12 protein-coding genes are annotated in these 16,927 nt (G+C 41.1%); 9 read left to right on the top strand and 3 right to left on the bottom strand.

What is annotated here, in order from left to right; all coding sequences use genetic code 11:
- The first annotated feature begins 36 nt into the window (after window positions 1-36).
- On the top strand, window positions 37-1,209 hold the full coding sequence (locus tag B2O97_RS16415) for a trans-sulfuration enzyme family protein (RefSeq protein WP_070570235.1): 1,173 nt from the start codon (window positions 37-39) through the stop codon (window positions 1,207-1,209).
- A gap of 88 nt (window positions 1,210-1,297) precedes the next feature.
- Here the strand turns inward: B2O97_RS16415 and tpx are convergent, their stop codons facing one another.
- Entirely contained in the window at window positions 1,298-1,798 is a 501-nt protein-coding gene (tpx, locus tag B2O97_RS16410; RefSeq protein ID WP_115046479.1) for a thiol peroxidase, read from the bottom strand.
- Between the two features lie 147 nt (window positions 1,799-1,945).
- Here tpx and B2O97_RS16405 point away from each other — a divergent pair, with 147 nt between their 5' ends.
- From B2O97_RS16405 to B2O97_RS16395, 3 genes are all read left to right on the top strand, one after another.
- The gene (locus B2O97_RS16405) at window positions 1,946-3,172 is read left to right on the top strand and encodes an OmpP1/FadL family transporter (protein ID WP_115046477.1); all 1,227 of its coding nucleotides are present in this window, start codon (window positions 1,946-1,948) and stop codon (window positions 3,170-3,172) included.
- A 22-nt stretch (window positions 3,173-3,194) separates the two neighbouring features.
- On the top strand, window positions 3,195-4,499 hold the full coding sequence (locus B2O97_RS16400; protein ID WP_046673692.1) for an SGNH/GDSL hydrolase family protein: 1,305 nt from the start codon (window positions 3,195-3,197) through the stop codon (window positions 4,497-4,499).
- A gap of 241 nt (window positions 4,500-4,740) precedes the next feature.
- Window positions 4,741-5,157, top strand: a complete 417-nt coding sequence (locus B2O97_RS16395) for an OsmC family protein (protein ID WP_070570243.1) — start codon at window positions 4,741-4,743, stop codon at window positions 5,155-5,157.
- Between the two features lie 157 nt (window positions 5,158-5,314).
- Here the strand turns inward: B2O97_RS16395 and B2O97_RS16390 are convergent, their stop codons facing one another.
- Window positions 5,315-7,687: an outer membrane beta-barrel family protein gene (locus B2O97_RS16390; protein WP_115046476.1), complete on the bottom strand. Its 2,373-nt coding sequence runs from the start codon at window positions 7,685-7,687 to the stop codon at window positions 5,315-5,317.
- Window positions 7,688-7,872: 185 nt separating this feature from the next.
- Between B2O97_RS16390 and B2O97_RS16385 the strand changes: the two genes are divergently transcribed.
- Both B2O97_RS16385 and B2O97_RS16380 read left to right on the top strand, forming a co-directional pair.
- A complete protein-coding gene (locus tag B2O97_RS16385) occupies window positions 7,873-9,216 on the top strand; it encodes a sensor histidine kinase (protein WP_115046474.1) in 1,344 nt (447 codons plus the stop codon).
- An 83-nt stretch (window positions 9,217-9,299) separates the two neighbouring features.
- Window positions 9,300-9,974, top strand: a complete 675-nt coding sequence (locus B2O97_RS16380; RefSeq protein WP_070570249.1) for a response regulator transcription factor — start codon at window positions 9,300-9,302, stop codon at window positions 9,972-9,974.
- A gap of 3 nt (window positions 9,975-9,977) precedes the next feature.
- Here B2O97_RS16380 and B2O97_RS16375 read toward each other — a convergent pair whose 3' ends face one another.
- Window positions 9,978-11,033 (bottom strand): DUF2157 domain-containing protein, encoded by a 1,056-nt coding sequence (locus B2O97_RS16375; RefSeq protein WP_115046472.1) that lies wholly within the window; start codon window positions 11,031-11,033, stop codon window positions 9,978-9,980.
- Window positions 11,034-11,189: 156 nt separating this feature from the next.
- Here B2O97_RS16375 and uvrA point away from each other — a divergent pair, with 156 nt between their 5' ends.
- From uvrA to B2O97_RS16360, 3 genes are all read left to right on the top strand, one after another.
- Window positions 11,190-14,030, top strand: coding sequence for an excinuclease ABC subunit UvrA (gene uvrA, locus B2O97_RS16370; protein WP_070570252.1), 2,841 nt, complete (start codon window positions 11,190-11,192; stop codon window positions 14,028-14,030).
- A 303-nt stretch (window positions 14,031-14,333) separates the two neighbouring features.
- Entirely contained in the window at window positions 14,334-16,220 is a 1,887-nt protein-coding gene (gene mutL / locus B2O97_RS16365; RefSeq protein WP_088163149.1) for a DNA mismatch repair endonuclease MutL, read from the top strand.
- 12 nt (window positions 16,221-16,232) lie between these two features.
- A complete protein-coding gene (locus B2O97_RS16360; protein ID WP_088163150.1) occupies window positions 16,233-16,919 on the top strand; it encodes a rhomboid family intramembrane serine protease in 687 nt (228 codons plus the stop codon).
- The last annotated feature ends 8 nt before the right edge of the window (window positions 16,920-16,927 follow it).

Genomic DNA, 16,927 nt, shown 5'->3' with positions numbered 1-16,927 from the left:
CAAATATAAAAATTTCATCTCGTACCTTTACACATCATGAAACAAGATCAATCTAAAATCATACGTGAACAGGTCGATCGTTCAGCACTTCGCGAACATTCGACTCCTTTATACCTTACATCAAGTTTTATCTTCGACAGCGCTGAACAAGGTCGGGCGGTCTTTGCTGGCGAAGAGGATGCAATGATTTATTCCCGCTATGCTAATCCAAATACTTCAGAATTCATCAACAAAGTTTGTATTCTTGAAGGTGCAGAAGCAGGATTGTCTTTTGCGTCAGGTATGGCAGCAGTATTTGCCTCCTTTGCAGGAATTATCGAAAGTGGAGACCATATTGTCTCTTCACGTGCAATATTCGGTTCTACACATCAGTTATTTACGGAACTATTCCCACGTTGGGGCGTTACAACAACTTACGTAGACGCCGCTAATCCCGAAGAATGGGAAAAAGCAATTCAGCCGAATACGAAAATCATCTTTTTAGAATCGCCATCCAACCCAGGTCTGGAATTGGTTGATTTGGAATGGTTGGGTAAATTCAAGGAGAAATATCCTCATATCATTCTGTCGATCGACAACTGCTTTGCCACACCTTATCTTCAGAAACCGATTCAATATGGATTTGACCTGGTTATCCATTCGGCGACCAAATATATGGATGGACAGGGTCGTGTTTTGGGCGGTATTGTTGTCGGAAAACAAGAGCTTATCGATAAATTGATGTTCTTTATCCGTCATACAGGCCCCGCATTATCGCCTTTCAATGCCTGGATCATATCAAAAAGTTTAGACACGTTGGGCATCCGTATGGATCGCCATTGTTCTAACGCATTGGCTTTGGCCGAGGCATTGGAAAATCATGCGGAAATTGAGGATGTAAAATATCCATTTTTACCAAGCCATCCACAATATGAGCTGGCTAAGAAACAAATGAAAGCTGGTGGCGGTATTGTAACCTTTGTTGTCAAAGGTGGTTTTGAGCGAGCAAAAGCCTTTGTAGATCATTTGGAAATGATTTTATATACCTCTAATTTAGGAGATTCAAGATCAATCGCAACGCATCCAGCTTCAACGACACACTCAAAATTGTCGGAAGAAGAACGTTTGAATCTGGGCATCAAACCGGGCAGTATCCGCCTGTCTGTGGGTCTGGAAGATCAACAAGATATCATCAACGATATCTTGCAGGCTTTAGAGAAAACGAAATAAACGTTCGCTTTGTAATAGTTAGCGAATATACATTAACTAAAAAAGCCTTTGCATAAGCAAAGGCTTTTTTTATTCACTCTCATCCTACTTAATTCAACGATGCGATCGCTGCAGCATAGTTTGGCTCATCAGCAATTTCTGCGACTTGCTCTTCGTACAATACTTTTCCATTTTCATCCAATGTGATGACAACACGGCTCAATAAACCTGCCAAAGGTCCATCAGCGATAGCCAATTGATAAGCATCTGAAAAGTTTGAATCTTTATACTCTGATAATGTCACTACGTTATTTAGCCCCTCTGCAGCACAAAAGCGGCCTTGTGCAAAAGGCAAATCTTTCGATATACATAACACCACAGTGTTATCCAACTGAGAAGCCTCTTTATTAAATGCACGTACGGAAGCGGCACAAGTTCCGGTATCTACACTAGGAAAAATATTTAATACAATTTTTTTTCCTTTGAAGTCTGTAAGAGACTTATCGGAAAGATCGCCTGCAGTTAATTTAAAATCAGGAGCTTGCTCGCCAACCTGTGGTAAACTGCCTTTCGTGGTTACTGGATTGCCTTTAAAAGTGATTGTAGCCATATAATATGATCGTTTAATTTTTAGTATCCTTGCACTTAAAGGTACGAGCAAAAAAAATATTACACAACATTTATTAATTTTAGTCAAACATTTATTATGTTAGCATTGTATTTGAAAGAGGAATGTTAACCAAAAATAAACACTAGTATGAAGAAACTGCTATTTTCAATACTTTGTGCAAGTCCGTCACTCCTGTTTGCACAAGGATCTCAAGTGAATCTACAAAGTCCCAAAGCTGTGGGAATGGGGGGAGCAGGTTCTGCTTACTTTTTAGATGAGTCTTCCATTTTTTATAGTCCGGGTGCTTTAGCAAAAATGGACCATAACGCTATTTCAGTTGCCGGTAATGCCGTGATGTACAAATCTGCCTTTCAAGAGGTCGGCAGTACAGTTGTTTATCATACTAGAAATCAGATTTCAACTCCTTTTTCATTATTTGCTGCATTCGGCCCTAAAAACTCCTGGTGGAAAGCCGGTATTGGAGTATACACACCTTACGGTGGGGCCGTCGATTGGGGGAAAGATTGGGTAGGTAAATTCAGTTTGGTCAGCCTTTCGCTACGTGCAATCTATATTCAGCCCACATTGAGTTTCAAACTGACTGAAAATTTTAGTGTTGGGGGTGGTTTTGTATACAACGTTGGTACCGTAGACCTCGAAAATTCTGTTCCGGTATTCTATCCGGACGGTCACGCCGGACTGGCAACCCTAAAAGGAACCGGAACTGGAACGGGGTATAACGTGGGTATTCATTATAACTTAGAAGACGACTTCGCTATATCGGTAAGTTACCGCTCTAAAGTCGTCACCAAACTTAAAAATGGAGATGCAAATTTTGACGTGCCTGAATCGGTAGCAAGCAACTTCCCTGCGGGCAACAAATTCAGTGCTGAATTACCGCTACCATCCACATTTGCCGCGGGCGTTGCCTTCCCTATTTCGGAGAAATTGAAGATGGCTCTTGATGCAACAATCATCAATTATGACATCTATAAGGCGCTAGATTTCGATTACAAAGAAAATACGCCGGTATTGCAAGATACGCATTCTCCAAAAAAATACGATAAAGCAGGATCCGTCAAAGCAGGATTGGAATATATTGCTTCCGACCGCTTGCAATTACGTATAGGTGGCGGTGTGATCGCAACTCCAGTACAGCAGAGTGCTTATGTTTATCCGGAGACACCAGATAACACCAGGTATTTGATATCAGGAGGTTTTACAATAAAACCATCACCAAAATTTGACGTCACAGGTTCCTTTGCATACCAGCGCATCGTGGCTCGCCAATCAACCAATGTGGAGAGTCATCTTTCGGGTACTTATGCGACAAATATTTTTGCTCCCGGTATTGGTGTAAGCTATAAATGGTAATTAACAGCCAAATTTGACTAAGATGAAAAAAAACAAACTTTATATAGCTGCGGCGTTAGCACTTTTAGCGATCGCCTCATGTAAACCTACCTTGGACGAATATACGCCTTCGGCTGGATCGCTTAATTTTTCAAAATATGTTGCCATCGGAAATTCATTGACTGCTGGGTATGCGGATGGTGGACTGTATCTGGAAGGTCAAAAGGTAGCCTATCCAAATTTAATTGCCGAACAGTTAAAGCAAGTCGGTGGTGGTGAATTCAAATCGCCGTTTTTCAGTGAAGATCAAGCCAATGGTTCTGGTTATATTACACTTACAGCGCTCGTCAATGGCCAGCCGGTAACGGCACAGGTAACGGATAAATTGGCCTACCGCTCAGCTTCACCAAAATTATTGACAAAATATACCGATCCGATCAACAACCTTGGTGTACCGGGCATGCGTATGGATATGGCTTTTGTAGCTGGAATAGGATCACAGGCTGGAAATATGTATTTCGAACGCTTGCTGCCTGATGCTGATGCAATGAAAACGTATTTTGCTTATTCCACAGCGCAAAATCACACATTTTTTAGTTTCGCCCTAGGTAACAACGATGCATTAGGCTGGGCTACAAATGGTGGCGTAGAAGATGGACCTACATCAACATTAACCTCCACTGCGCTATTCACATCATTATTGGGCAACTATGTGACGACATTAACCGCTGGCGGACAAAAAGGAGTACTAGCAACAATTCCAGATGTAACAGCAACACCTTATTTTACGACGGTAACCCGTGCTGCTTTATTGGCAGCTGTGAATGCAACAAATCCGCCGACACCGGTAACAAATATCTACATTGCAACAAAGTCAGGTCCTCGTGCAGCTACTGATCAAGATTATTTTGTGCTCCCTTTCTCTTCAACAGGATTATTGGGGAAACCAAATGCGGCACAAATTCCGTACGGCTTACACCCACTGAACCCCGTGGAAGACAAATACGTGCTTGATGTAAGCGAAACAGCAACGGTCGTACAACGCATCAACGAGTATAATGCAGCCATCAAAGCTGCTGCAAATTCAAAAGGTCTAGCTTTAGCTGATGTGCATGAATTCTTGAATAATGTAAAAGGAGGTGTTCGTATCAACGGACTAGCGGTGAGTGCAAAATACATTACCGGAAATGCATTCTCTTTAGATGGTATTCACTTAACACCAATTGGAAACGCCCTAATGGCGAACATCTTTATCAGCGCCATCAATTCTAAATATGGCTCAAAGATTCCACAGGTTGATGTAGCGAAATATCGCGGTGTCAAACTACCCGATACCGTCACAAAATAAAGAGTGATCTACATACTGACAAAAGGCAGACGAATAATCGTCTGCCTTTTTTGTATATTTCCTCTATAAATAAGTTCCTCAATAGGCAGAGGAGAGATCGATAAATTACTTTTATATACTACGCAATTATATTGCATATAAAAGGTAATTTATCTAAGTTTGTTTAGTATAGATTGAACAGAAAAAAACTCGTTTCACGTTCCACAGCCTAAACGAGCAAAAAAGAATAAAATAGAATAAGATGAAAATCAAATTAAACCGTGTCAACCAAGCTGTGCATTTCGAAGCCAGCAGTGAATTATCCCCCGTGAAAGTCAACATCGATGGTTCAGAAGCTATCGGCGGCGAAGGAAAAGGTGTTCGTCCAATGGAATTGGTTTTAATGGCACTGGGTTCTTGTAGCGTCTTTGACCTCCATAGTATACTGGTAAAACAACGCCAGCAAATTGACGATATCCAGGTTGAGGTGGAAGGAAAACGACGCGAAGAAATTCCACAGGTCTTTACAGATATTCACATCAATTTTTTCCTAAAAGGTGAAATTGATGAAGTAAAAGCAGCCAAAGCAGCTGAATTAGCTGTTAAAAAATATTGTTCGGTACACGATATGCTTGCCGCTGGCGGTATTAATATCACGTATTCACTGAAAATAAACTAAGAAATACTTTCCTTGCATCTGATAATCCTCCACATCGCATGTGGAGGATTATTGTTTTTGATCCATGCGGTATTTATTCTCTTTTACAGGCGTATGGAGAATATAACCAAGGAAATAGAATCTCCAGCAGGATTTGACTTTGCCAAAATTAACCGAATTACAAGCGATTCTGCTCTTCTGTTCTTGTTGGCTGATTGCTGCTCTTGACCTTCTGGTTTCCAAAATGATACCGCAGCGTCAGATTCACCTTTCTAGTATCGCGGTAATCTTTATAAAAGTTGTTTTGGTCACCATATTTGGATGATATCGTCATTTTTTCTGTTTTGAAAATGTCCATAAATGAGAGATTCACTTCAAATTTCTTTTTAAAGAATTTTCGATTTGTCATCACATAGGTACTTGAATACCCTGTAATATGAAATGGCCCCTGTATCGTGGGCGATGTAAATGTATTAACCAGTTCAAGGTTCCAACCGGCATCCTTATTCAGCACATAGTTGGTGCTTACGTTTCCGTTGCCGATATACACATCATTCTTGTGCAATACGTCATCAGTACCCATAAAGTAATTCTGGTTATACATCCCCTCTAGCTGCAGATTCAATCCCCAGCGCCCGGTCAGCTGAAAACTCTTTCCTAAGTCTATCCCTGCCCCTTGTCCTTTCTTGATATTGGTATATTGGAAAATAAGTTGGTGATTGTTGTTATCTTGGCGGGAAATTTCCATATTCGGCCACTTCTCAAATCGGTAGAATAAATCGATATTCCAGTTGTTTTTTGTCCAGGTCAGATTCAGGTTATGAACGATCGTCGCCCTTAAACGTGGATCTCCCTGAAAATAGGAAAAGCGATTATAGTAGGACTTAGCCGGATTAAGCCAGGAGTATGCTGGGCGACTAATACGCTTTCCATAGGAAAAACCAAACTGCTGATCGTCAGTCAAGGCATATTGCATGTAAAATGTCGGAAAGAGCACAAAATAATCACGCTTATTGATATCAGCTGGTTCGGATACAATACCTTCCAAATCGGTATATTCTCCCCTTAGACCTGCTTTCCAGCTCCATTTTTTCCAGGCATAGTCCAATGAGCCATACAAAGCCACATTACGTTCTTTGTAATCAAACACACTACTCTTATCAGGCCTTTGCTCGAGCTCTCCTGATTCATCATCAAAGAAAGCAAGGGTACTCGTCGTTTTCACATCGCTAAATTTTCCACCAAACTCCAGCCCCAGCTTCTTTATTTTTCCGGTGAAATCTATCTGGGAAGAAAAAAGCCGATTTTTATTTCCATTATTACTGATAAATCGGGTATATGTGGGTTCCTCCCCCTTAAATCGCAGTGCCGTCAGCACGTCTTGATCATTTGTCGAATGATTGTCAGTGAAGTAGGATGACCAATTTATGCTCCACCTGGAATTAAGCTTCTTTGTTACCTGAAGGTAGAGGTTATTCGTTTTTGTCGATCGTTGATGATCATTGGTGGTAAAATAACTGGACTCCTGTACATGATTTTTATCGTATATAACGGTTGGCACTTCATAAATCCCATAGGTTTTCGGTCCATAATATCCATTTAGTCCAGCATTAACCGTCCAGGTTGTATCGGGTGTATAGTCTATCGAAAACACATAGCTGTTCTGACTGTTATTGGTATCAAATCGATCCATGACACCTTCCCATGAGGTTTGCTCATTTGGATAATAAACATAATTCGTTTCATAGCGTGCGTAAGTCCCTCGTCCGAAATTATACGTACCTCGAAGATTGAATTTTTCATTTTTATAATACTGGGTTAGTCCAAACAGTTGCTTCCAGGTACTGCTTTTTTCGGCCAATGCAACCACCGTGCCTCTATAGCCATATAGGTTGGATTTGGAAAGTTTAATATTGATAATCGTACTTCCCTCAGCTTCATATTTTGCAGGTGGATTGGTAATAACCTCTATCGATTGCACGTCGCTACCTGCTGTATTCTCCAGATAGGCTTTCAGTTCGTCTCTCGTGAGCATCACTTTTCGGTCATTAATGAGGACAACAATATTTTTGTTTCCACGGACCATTAAATCCGCACCATTCACCATCACTAAGGGCGTACGCTTCAAAATATCCCAGCTATTCAATGCTGAAAGATTGGAATTCTGAACGTTGAACTCTAAGCGATCCAACTTACGGATCAATCGGGGAGCTCGACCCACGACCTGCGCTTCTTCAAGTACCTTTGCTTCGGGAATAAGTTCAAGTAACAAAGGGCGTGAAATGGTATCGCTGCGAAAAAAAAGTTCCTGAGACTTGAAGTTCAGATAGCTTGTCCGTAGATAGTATCCACTAGGATGATCCAGCATAAGTATAAATTTTCCAAAATGGTCCGTCTTTACTTCCCGGATCTCCTGATAGTTGCTATCCAATAGCATAACGGTCGCTCCCGCCAGCACAATTTTGTTTGCATCCTGTACTTGCCCCCCGATTTGTTTGGTCTGTGCCGAAAGCAACAAGGGGAAAGCCAGAAAAAATAGGATCAATTTCATGTACAAATAATTAGTCTTTTAATTCTAGTATAGCTTATCCGCATTATTCTATTTGACAATCGCGGCCATTTCATACTGATATGCTATGCTTCAAAAGTGTCTATAGTGACGGCAAATAATGGTTAATAAAGGGTTAATACTGGGTTAAGGTACATTATCTTAGCCCTCAGCAGTTATATTTGTGTATGGAATTGAAACCCAAAAGTTATATCGTCCTATTCACGTTATTTTTTGCCGTACTTATTGGCATACAGGGATATCAATTGTACAATACCTATCAGCTCAAACAGCGTGATATTTTTGCCACTGTAAAAAGTAAGCTAAGTAAGCTTCATGACAATGACAAGCTTTTTGATGATGATTTAATGAGCAAAGACATTGCTAGAGATTACTACATCAAATTGGTTAAACATGAGATAACGGCCGAAAAATTAAAGGAGTTATACCATGCAAACGCCCATAAAACATCCCAGAGGCTAACGCAATATGTCGACAGTCTATTTCAGCCACTTGGAATGGATGTCATTCTGAAAAAAGAAATTTTGGGCATCTATTTCAAGAGCTTAGAAAAACAGATCGCAGCGGGTCCCATTACCATCTACACAACGTCTGGAGCTTTTCGGCGGCCCGTTGAACTTTCCTCAAGCGAGTGGATAACAGAAAAAACAGAAACACAGAAAATCGAAAACAGCATCCAGAGCAAAGAGGTCTTATATACCTTTCTTGTACATAGGAAGACATCCTTTGAGGTGACGAATCTCAACTGGATATTGTTCAAAGAACTTACTTCGCTCCTATTGAGCACCTTATTTATTCTAGCCGCTTTTCTTTGGCTTTTTTATAGAACCATTCAGAATCTCCGAAAACAGCAGAAACAGATCACCGTACTGCACGATGTCGTCGACAATATTTCACATGAACTCAAAACACCTATTGCAACCCTGAAAATTGCTGCTAAAACACTTCGGAAATCAACAGGCGAAAGCATTATAACCGTCATTGAACGACAAGTAAATCGCTTGGAACAAACCCTTGATCCACTTAACGAAAATCTTCAAACTATTGATCAGCCTCCTGTTAAAAGCACAGAACTACAAGCTATTTTCGACGATTTTCAACTGACCAACTGCGCTATTGCATTCCAATTAAGTCTCTTGCCTGACGGCAAACTATGCCTGAGCCCAAATGATGCGACAACACTATTTCAGAACCTGATGAACAATGCCGTAAAATATGGTGCAACTTGGATTAATATCTCTTTTGAGGATCAGAAAGGCAAACTCTCGGTTTATATACAGGATAACGGTTACGGCATGGAGGAGTCCGAGCTACCCTATATTTTCGACAAGTTTTACCGCATCCAAAAAGACAATATTCACGACACCAAAGGCCTGGGAATAGGTCTTTTCCTTGTAAAAAAAATCGTCGATCGTTATCACGGACAGCTTACTGTAACCAGCGAACCCAATGTCGGGACTACGTTTAAAATCCAGCTACCGCATGCGCTTGTCCCATCATCGGAAATATGACCAAAAACAAGGATAAGCTGTGAAAAGACAATAGACGGCCATAGACTAAAGTATTTATATTAACTCAACTACTGAAAACAAAAATGAATAAAATATTACTCGTTGAAGACGATCCCGATTTTGGTTTTATGCTTAAGCAATACCTTGAGCTATCCACATTTGCCATAGACTGGATAGCACAGCCCAATGATCTTACGGAAAATTTCCAGCAGCTAGCCGATTACGATCTGGTTATACTGGATGTTATGCTTCCTCAAATCAGTGGTTTTAGCCTCGCCAAAGAAATCAATGCACTATACCCTACTTTACCCTTTATCTTTTTAACAGCCAAAGAGCAAAAAATAGATAAGCTCACGGGACTAAAAATCGGTGCCGATGATTATGTCACTAAACCTTGTGATCCCGAGGAACTATTGCTTCGCATACAAAATATATTAAAGCGGAATCAGAAAAATAGTACTCCAAAATCGATCGCCATCGGGAGCTATCTATTCCATCCTGAACAATTATTATTAAGCCATGCTTCGAAACAATATAAGCTCACTGAACGTGAAGCCCAACTTCTCCTCTTTCTATGGCAACACAATGATCAGCTTGTCACGCGTGAAGAAATCCTTGAAAAAGTATGGGGAAATGCAGATTTCTTCACAGGAAGGAGCATGGATGTCTTTATTACCCGGATCCGCAAATATTTAAGCCTGGATCCTAATCTGAGCATCAGTTCGAATAGAGGTGTCGGATTTACGATTCAATTTTAAGAGTTATCCAGCAATCTCTTCCTTCCGTTTGTTCCATAATTTCTCTGCCCAACGGCCGACAAACCAAAAGGACACGGCCAAAATTAAAAAGAACACTGCTCTATTGATATTATCCCAGAGATACTCGACATAGCGGGTATAGATATTGAGCACTAAAAATACAAAGCCTACTTCTCTGCTGACGTTATCTTTCGCTTTTAAGCCGTAGACAACCAGGAATACCGACACGGCAGTGGATAAAATACCCCAGTAGAACATATGGTATTGACGTACAGTCGTCCATTCATAGAAATCAGCATAATTTCCAAAAATAGAAAGGGTCCACAAGGAGACCATCAGGTAGATCAACCCTACAATATAACTGATAGGCTGAAAGATTTGCAGGCGTTCGAACCGCGGTTGAACCCAAACGGCCAAAGCGGTGAGCAGCGCTCCGAAGATGGTAAAACGAAGTGGGTAATTCATTCCCCAAAACTTAAAGCCCCAATTGCTATGGTAGGCGGTCTCGGTCGCAAACCATACGCCCAAGGCCAAAAGCATAAACGTCCAAATCAGCTTACTCTCGAGCTTGACGGCAAGAAAGCCATAAATCGCCACGGAGAGTAAAAATAACAGCGAATAGTGCATCGTATCTTTGTCCAATACTTTACCCATAAACCCGATACAGGCCGCAGTTCCGAAAACTCCAATCAGCATCATGGTTTCCGTGGATAGATTTTTATAAGGATAGCGTTTCTTATACCGAAAACCCAGCGTATAGAATAATACAGCCACGGCAGCGAAAAAGAAGCAAAATAGGATATTAGGTGCTTCGTAGAGTGTATCCACAAAGGCCAAGAATGATGCATCTGTAAACAACGAAAAGACAGCGAAGACCAGAGATGCCAAGGCAATCCAAAAGGCATATCTAGCCAGTTGTCCCCAATCAAAACTTTTCACGTCTAAACTATCCATCAGCTCGTTCGCTTTTTGCTCATCTAATAAGTTCTCTTTCTTCCAAAATTGGACAATATCGTCGATCGATTGTTTCTCTTGTTTGCTGACGTCGTATTTTCGCATAAATTTAGATTTACTGTGCAAGGTACATTATTTTTTTAAATCACTTGTATATCACATTTTGTTCCAAAAGTCAGAAATGCTCGCATAATTCCTTTAAAATCTGTAATTTTGCATGTTTTGCATTTAATCCCTAACACGGGACCTTAAGGAGTTTTCATGGCAGTAAAAAGAAGCCCAGATTTGGGCGAACAAAGTGAAGTTCAGGTATTTGGAGCGCGTGCGCATAATCTAAAAAATATAGATGTTTCTTTTCCGAGAAATGAATTGGTTGTTATCACAGGTTTAAGTGGCAGCGGAAAGTCTTCCTTGGCTTTTGACACCATTTATGCCGAAGGACAACGTCGGTATATGGAGACATTCAGTGCCTACAGCCGTCAGTTTTTGGGCGGCATGGAACGTCCGGATGTGGACAAGATATCGGGCTTAAGTCCAGTGATCTCCATTGAACAGAAAACCACCAGCAAAAACCCGAGGTCCACTGTTGGAACCATTACTGAGGTGTATGACTTTATGCGTCTACTATTTGCCCGAGCAGGAGAAGCTTTCTCCTATGTGACTGGGAAGAAAATGGAGCGTATGTCGGACGATCAGGTTATCGAACGGATTTTGACTGAGTTTGAAGGACAGGCACTGAACATCCTGGCACCAGTGGTTAAAGGGCGTAAAGGCCACTACCGGGAGTTGTTTGAACAAATCCGTAAGCAAGGTTATGTGAAGGTACGTGTGGATGGAGAAATATTGGACCTTGTTCCAAAAATGCAGGTCGACCGCTACAAAATACACGATATTGAAATCGTCGTAGATCGTCTGAAAGTAGAGCGTGAAGATAAAAAGCGCTTACAAACTTCCGTGATGCAGGCGATGAAAACAGCGAAAGGTATCATCAAGGTCTCCACGAAAGATAATCAGGAGCAATTCTATAGCCGTTATCTCATGGATGCCGAATCGGGGATCTCTTATGATGAGCCACAGCCAAATACCTTCTCATTCAATTCCCCATACGGTGCGTGTCCGACATGTGATGGTTTGGGCTATATTTTTGAAATTGATAAGAATGCCGTTATCCCGGATAAAAAACTAAGTATTCAAAAAGGTGGTTTGGCCCCTTTGGGACCTACCCGGGAAAATTGGACTTCGGAAGTCTTGAAAGCTGTCGCAAAAAAATTAGATTTTACCATTACAACACCGCTTGAAAAACTAACTGAAGAACAGATTGACCAGCTTTTATTTGGCAATAAGGAAGAGCCTATCGTTGTCACGGTATCTTATGGAAGTTATGGCACACGTGAATATCGTGTTGAATTTGAAGGAATCTTTAAGATGCTGGAAGAGTTTTCGGGAAAATCATCGGATGAGGCACCTTCTTTAGATGACTTCAGAACGAAAGTGACCTGTCCAACCTGTGCGGGAGCTCGTCTGAAAAAAGAATCGTTACATTTTAAAATTGCGGATAAAAACATCCATGAGCTCTCAACGATGGACATTACATCCATCAAAGAATGGTTTGATCAGGTAGAAAGCAAACTTGATGAACGCCAGCTCATTATTGCAACGGAGATATTAAAGGAAATCCGCGCACGTTTAGGCTTCCTGCTGGATGTCGGCCTAAATTACTTGACCTTGGACCGTACAGCTAAAACACTTTCGGGTGGTGAAGCACAGCGGATCCGTTTGGCCACACAGATTGGTTCCCAACTGGTGAATGTACTTTATATTCTGGATGAACCGAGTATTGGGCTCCATCAGCGGGATAACGAACGTTTGATCAATGCGCTTAAAAACCTACGCGATATTGGCAATTCGGTCCTTGTTGTGGAACATGACAAAGACATGATCCTACATGCCGACCATGTTATCGACATGGGACCTGCTGCAGGCGTTCATGGTGGGACTGTGGTTGCCGAAGGTACACCAACAGAAATCCTAAAATCGAACTCTTTAACAGCAGCTTACCTCAACGGGACAAAAGAGGTTAAGATTCCCGAGAAACGCCGTGAGGGCAATGGAAAAACATTGTCATTACATGGAGCAACCGGACATAACTTAAAAAATCTGTCTGTCTCTTTTCCATTAGGAAAACTCATTGTTGTATCGGGTGTTTCAGGTTCGGGTAAATCAAGCCTAATCACAGGTACTTTATACCCGATTTTGAATAAACATTTTTTCAGAGCCAAAGCAATTCCACTTCCTTTCAAAAAAATTGAAGGGTTAGAACATATTGACAAAGTCATCGAGATCGACCAAAGTCCTATCGGCCGTACACCACGGTCCAACCCTTCGACCTATACCGGTGTATTTTCGGATATCAGAACTTTGTTTGTTCAACTTCCAGAAGCTAAGATCAGAGGCTATAAACCAGGAAGATTTTCCTTTAACGTCAAAGGTGGTCGTTGTGAAACCTGTCAGGGAGCCGGGCTGAAAGTCATCGAAATGAATTTCCTTCCCGATGTACAGGTTCCTTGTGAAACATGTCACGGAAAACGCTACAACCGAGAAACTTTAGAGGTACGCTACAAAGGAAAATCCATTTCCGATGTACTTGATATGAGCATCAACGATGCTGTGGATTTCTTCGAAAATGTACCGAGTATTTACCGAAAGATCAAAACACTGCAGGATGTAGGTTTGGGTTATATCACCTTAGGACAGTCCTCCACAACCTTATCGGGGGGTGAGGCACAACGGGTAAAATTGGCTACTGAACTTTCTAAAAAAGACACTGGAAATACATTCTATATCCTTGATGAACCGACAACAGGTCTTCACTTTGAAGATGTCAATGTCCTTATGGGCGTTATCAATCGTCTGGTCGAGCGCGGGAATACCATTTTGATTATTGAGCATAACCTTGATGTCGTTAAATCGGCCGATTGGGTCATTGATATCGGTCCCGAGGGTGGCAAAGACGGCGGGCAGGTTCTATTTGAAGGAACACCTGAAAACTTAATTAAAAATAATAAAAGCGAAACAGCACGTTTCTTAAAATTGGAAATGTAATGCCTTTGAAACGGCAGCCGCGAAGTATTATATTTCGTGACTGCTGTTTGCTCGGGATGGCTCGGTTATTGCGCAGGAATGTTTTCCAACTCCTTGAGCTTTGTCTTACATGGGGCAATAGATATCGCACACTGACTTTGACGGCCGAGGAATAGGGCGCAACTATTTATCAATGCCATCCATTTCATTTGTATAAATGAACACATTAAAGGTTTTTGCTTTTAAAGAACATACGGAATGTCCAGTTGATTTTCATCAGTGTTTATACGCTGTAAATATGGATATTTCTTAACTTTGTATTATATGTCGGATATTATTCAATTACTTCCAGATAATGTTGCTAATCAGATTGCGGCGGGAGAAGTGGTGCAGCGACCAGCGTCTGCCATTAAAGAATTGATTGAGAATGCTATTGATGCTGGAGCTGACAAAATAAAACTTATTGTTAAAGATGCAGGCAAGTCATTGATCCAGGTCATTGACAATGGCTGTGGCATGAGCGTAACTGATGCTCGTCTTTGTTTTGAACGTCACGCAACATCGAAAATTCGTAAGGCTGAAGACTTATTCGCTATCCGTACGATGGGTTTCCGTGGTGAAGCAATGGCATCCATTGCTGCGATTGCACAGGTAGAGCTCAAAACACGCCGCATTGAAGATGAACTGGGTACAGTTGTTGAGATAGAGGGATCAAAAGTTGTCAACCAATACCCGGAAGCTGTTGCTGCCGGGACAAATATTTTAGTTAAAAATCTTTTTTACAATATTCCTGCACGGAGAAACTTCCTAAAGAGCAACTCGGTAGAAATGCGTCATATCATTGATGAATTTCAACGTATTGCTTTATCAAATCCACAGATTTTCCTAACCTTACATAGCGACGGAAATGAGATCTACCATTTGCCGGCTGAGACGCTGAAACAACGTATTGTCCATATTTTTGGCAACAATTACAATCAGCGACTTGTCCCTGTGGAAGAAGATACGTCCATCATCAAGGTAGAAGGTTTTGTTGGGAAACCTGAATTTGCAAAAAAAACACGTGGTGAACAGTTTTTCTTTGTCAACAAACGCTTTGTACGTGATCCATACCTGCACCATGCAGTCATGAATGCTTATGAAGATATTTTACAGGCCGAAACATTCCCTTTCTATGTATTATTTATCGACATAGATCCTGCACGCATCGATATCAACGTACACCCTACCAAGACCGAAATTAAGTATGAAGACGATAAGGCTATTTACGCCATTATCCGTTCAGCCGTAAAAAGATCGTTGGGACGGTACAATATCATGCCATCTTTGGATTTTGAACAGGAAACAAGCTTCACCAATCTTATTACAAAAAAGGCATTAGATGAAATCATCGTTCCAACGGTAACTTTTAATCCAGACTTCAATCCATTTGATACAGACAAATCGAAATCCAATTCGAGCTACACCCGTTCAGAAAGCTACGCTGAAGGACTTAACAAGAAAACAGGTGGCATACCTAGCAATTGGGATTCCCTGTACCAAATCGTCGAAGAGGAGGAATCTGTTCAGCTGCCATTGCATGCGGAGCCGGAATTGCATACGGATAGCTCACAGGTCATTCAGGTCGAAGATAAGTCATCCTCAAAGCTCTTTTTTCAGCTCCATAATAAATATATTGTCTCTCAGATTCACTCTGGATTTATTCTAATTGATCAACAGGCTGCACATGAACGTATTCTCTTTGAGCAATTTCTTGCGCAACTGGACCAACATAAAGGGCTGAGTCAGCAAAGTTTGTTTCCACAGACTTTGGACCTAAATGCTGCAGATAATGAATTAATGAAAGACCTTTTGGAGGACATCAATGGCTTAGGCTTTCAAATTCGTGAATTTGGAAAAAATTCCTATATTATTGACGGAATTCCTGCAGACTTAGGGACAGGATTCGACGAAATAAAGATGATTGAGAAAATATTGGAGGATTACAAAAACAATCAATCTGAGTATAAGCTCGCTAAGCGCGAAAATCTTGCAAAAAGCCTTGCCCGTAATGCGGCCATTAAACCTGGTACCGCGTTGGACAATACAGCAATGGCAGAGCTTGTGGACAGACTATTTGCCTGTCACTCACCCAATATCTCCATCTATGGCAACCCTGTGATTGTAACATTTACATTGCAAGAATTAGCGGAAAAATTTGGCAAAAATTAGAAGATAAAATATATGTTTCCACAACTGACACCTGTTATCAAGAATTTATTGATCATCAATATCATATTTTATATTGGATCACAACTTGTACCTGTAGCATATGATTATCTTGCGGTCTATTATCCGGACTCCCCTTATTTTAAAATTTGGCAGGTGATCACGCATATGTTTATGCACGACAAGAACAATATTAGCCATATCTTCTTCAATATGTTTTCCCTGGTCATGTTCGGTCCTATGATTGAGCAGGTCCTTGGTTCAAAACGTTTTTTAAATTTCTACCTGGTTTCGGGAATCGGTGCCTGGTTTCTTTATACAGCTGTAAATGGTATACAACTCTATAATGCGACAGGTTCTTTCGCTCCACTTCACGGCATAAGCGGAAACGAACTTATTGCCATGGCCAATACCGGAAATAATGAAGCACTAACCTACCTCATTCCGATGTTGGGGGCCTCAGGAGCCATTTATGGTGTTCTATTAGCATTTGCCTACCTTTTTCCAAACATACCGCTTCAATTTTTGTTTATTCCTGTACCAGTCAAAGCAAAGTATATGATCGGTGGATTCATTCTCATCGAAATTTATATGAGTTTGTCTAGACCAGGGGATTCTGTGGCTCACCTGGCTCATGTCGGTGGTGCACTATTTGGCTATCTACTGCTTAAACTGTGGAAGATTAGAAAAGGAATTTATTAATATCGTGC

Source organism: Sphingobacterium sp. UBA865 (assembly GCF_002295765.1).
Classification (GTDB): Bacteria; Bacteroidota; Bacteroidia; order Sphingobacteriales; family Sphingobacteriaceae; genus Sphingobacterium; species Sphingobacterium multivorum.
This window is presented reverse-complemented; position numbering and strand designations above follow the sequence as displayed.

What these genes read in the sequence shown, in the direction of transcription:
- B2O97_RS16415 (WP_070570235.1), top strand. Translation starts at nt 37, where the DNA reads ATGAAACAAGATCAATCTAAAATCATACGTGAACAGGTCGATCGTTCA.
- tpx (WP_115046479.1), bottom strand. Translation starts at nt 1,798, where the DNA reads ATGGCTACAATCACTTTTAAAGGCAATCCAGTAACCACGAAAGGCAGT.
- B2O97_RS16405 (WP_115046477.1), top strand. Translation starts at nt 1,946, where the DNA reads ATGAAGAAACTGCTATTTTCAATACTTTGTGCAAGTCCGTCACTCCTG.
- B2O97_RS16400 (WP_046673692.1), top strand. Translation starts at nt 3,195, where the DNA reads ATGAAAAAAAACAAACTTTATATAGCTGCGGCGTTAGCACTTTTAGCG.
- B2O97_RS16395 (WP_070570243.1), top strand. Translation starts at nt 4,741, where the DNA reads ATGAAAATCAAATTAAACCGTGTCAACCAAGCTGTGCATTTCGAAGCC.
- B2O97_RS16390 (WP_115046476.1), bottom strand. Translation starts at nt 7,687, where the DNA reads ATGAAATTGATCCTATTTTTTCTGGCTTTCCCCTTGTTGCTTTCGGCA.
- B2O97_RS16385 (WP_115046474.1), top strand. Translation starts at nt 7,873, where the DNA reads ATGGAATTGAAACCCAAAAGTTATATCGTCCTATTCACGTTATTTTTT.
- B2O97_RS16380 (WP_070570249.1), top strand. Translation starts at nt 9,300, where the DNA reads ATGAATAAAATATTACTCGTTGAAGACGATCCCGATTTTGGTTTTATG.
- B2O97_RS16375 (WP_115046472.1), bottom strand. Translation starts at nt 11,033, where the DNA reads ATGCGAAAATACGACGTCAGCAAACAAGAGAAACAATCGATCGACGAT.
- uvrA (WP_070570252.1), top strand. Translation starts at nt 11,190, where the DNA reads ATGGCAGTAAAAAGAAGCCCAGATTTGGGCGAACAAAGTGAAGTTCAG.
- mutL (WP_088163149.1), top strand. Translation starts at nt 14,334, where the DNA reads ATGTCGGATATTATTCAATTACTTCCAGATAATGTTGCTAATCAGATT.
- B2O97_RS16360 (WP_088163150.1), top strand. Translation starts at nt 16,233, where the DNA reads ATGTTTCCACAACTGACACCTGTTATCAAGAATTTATTGATCATCAAT.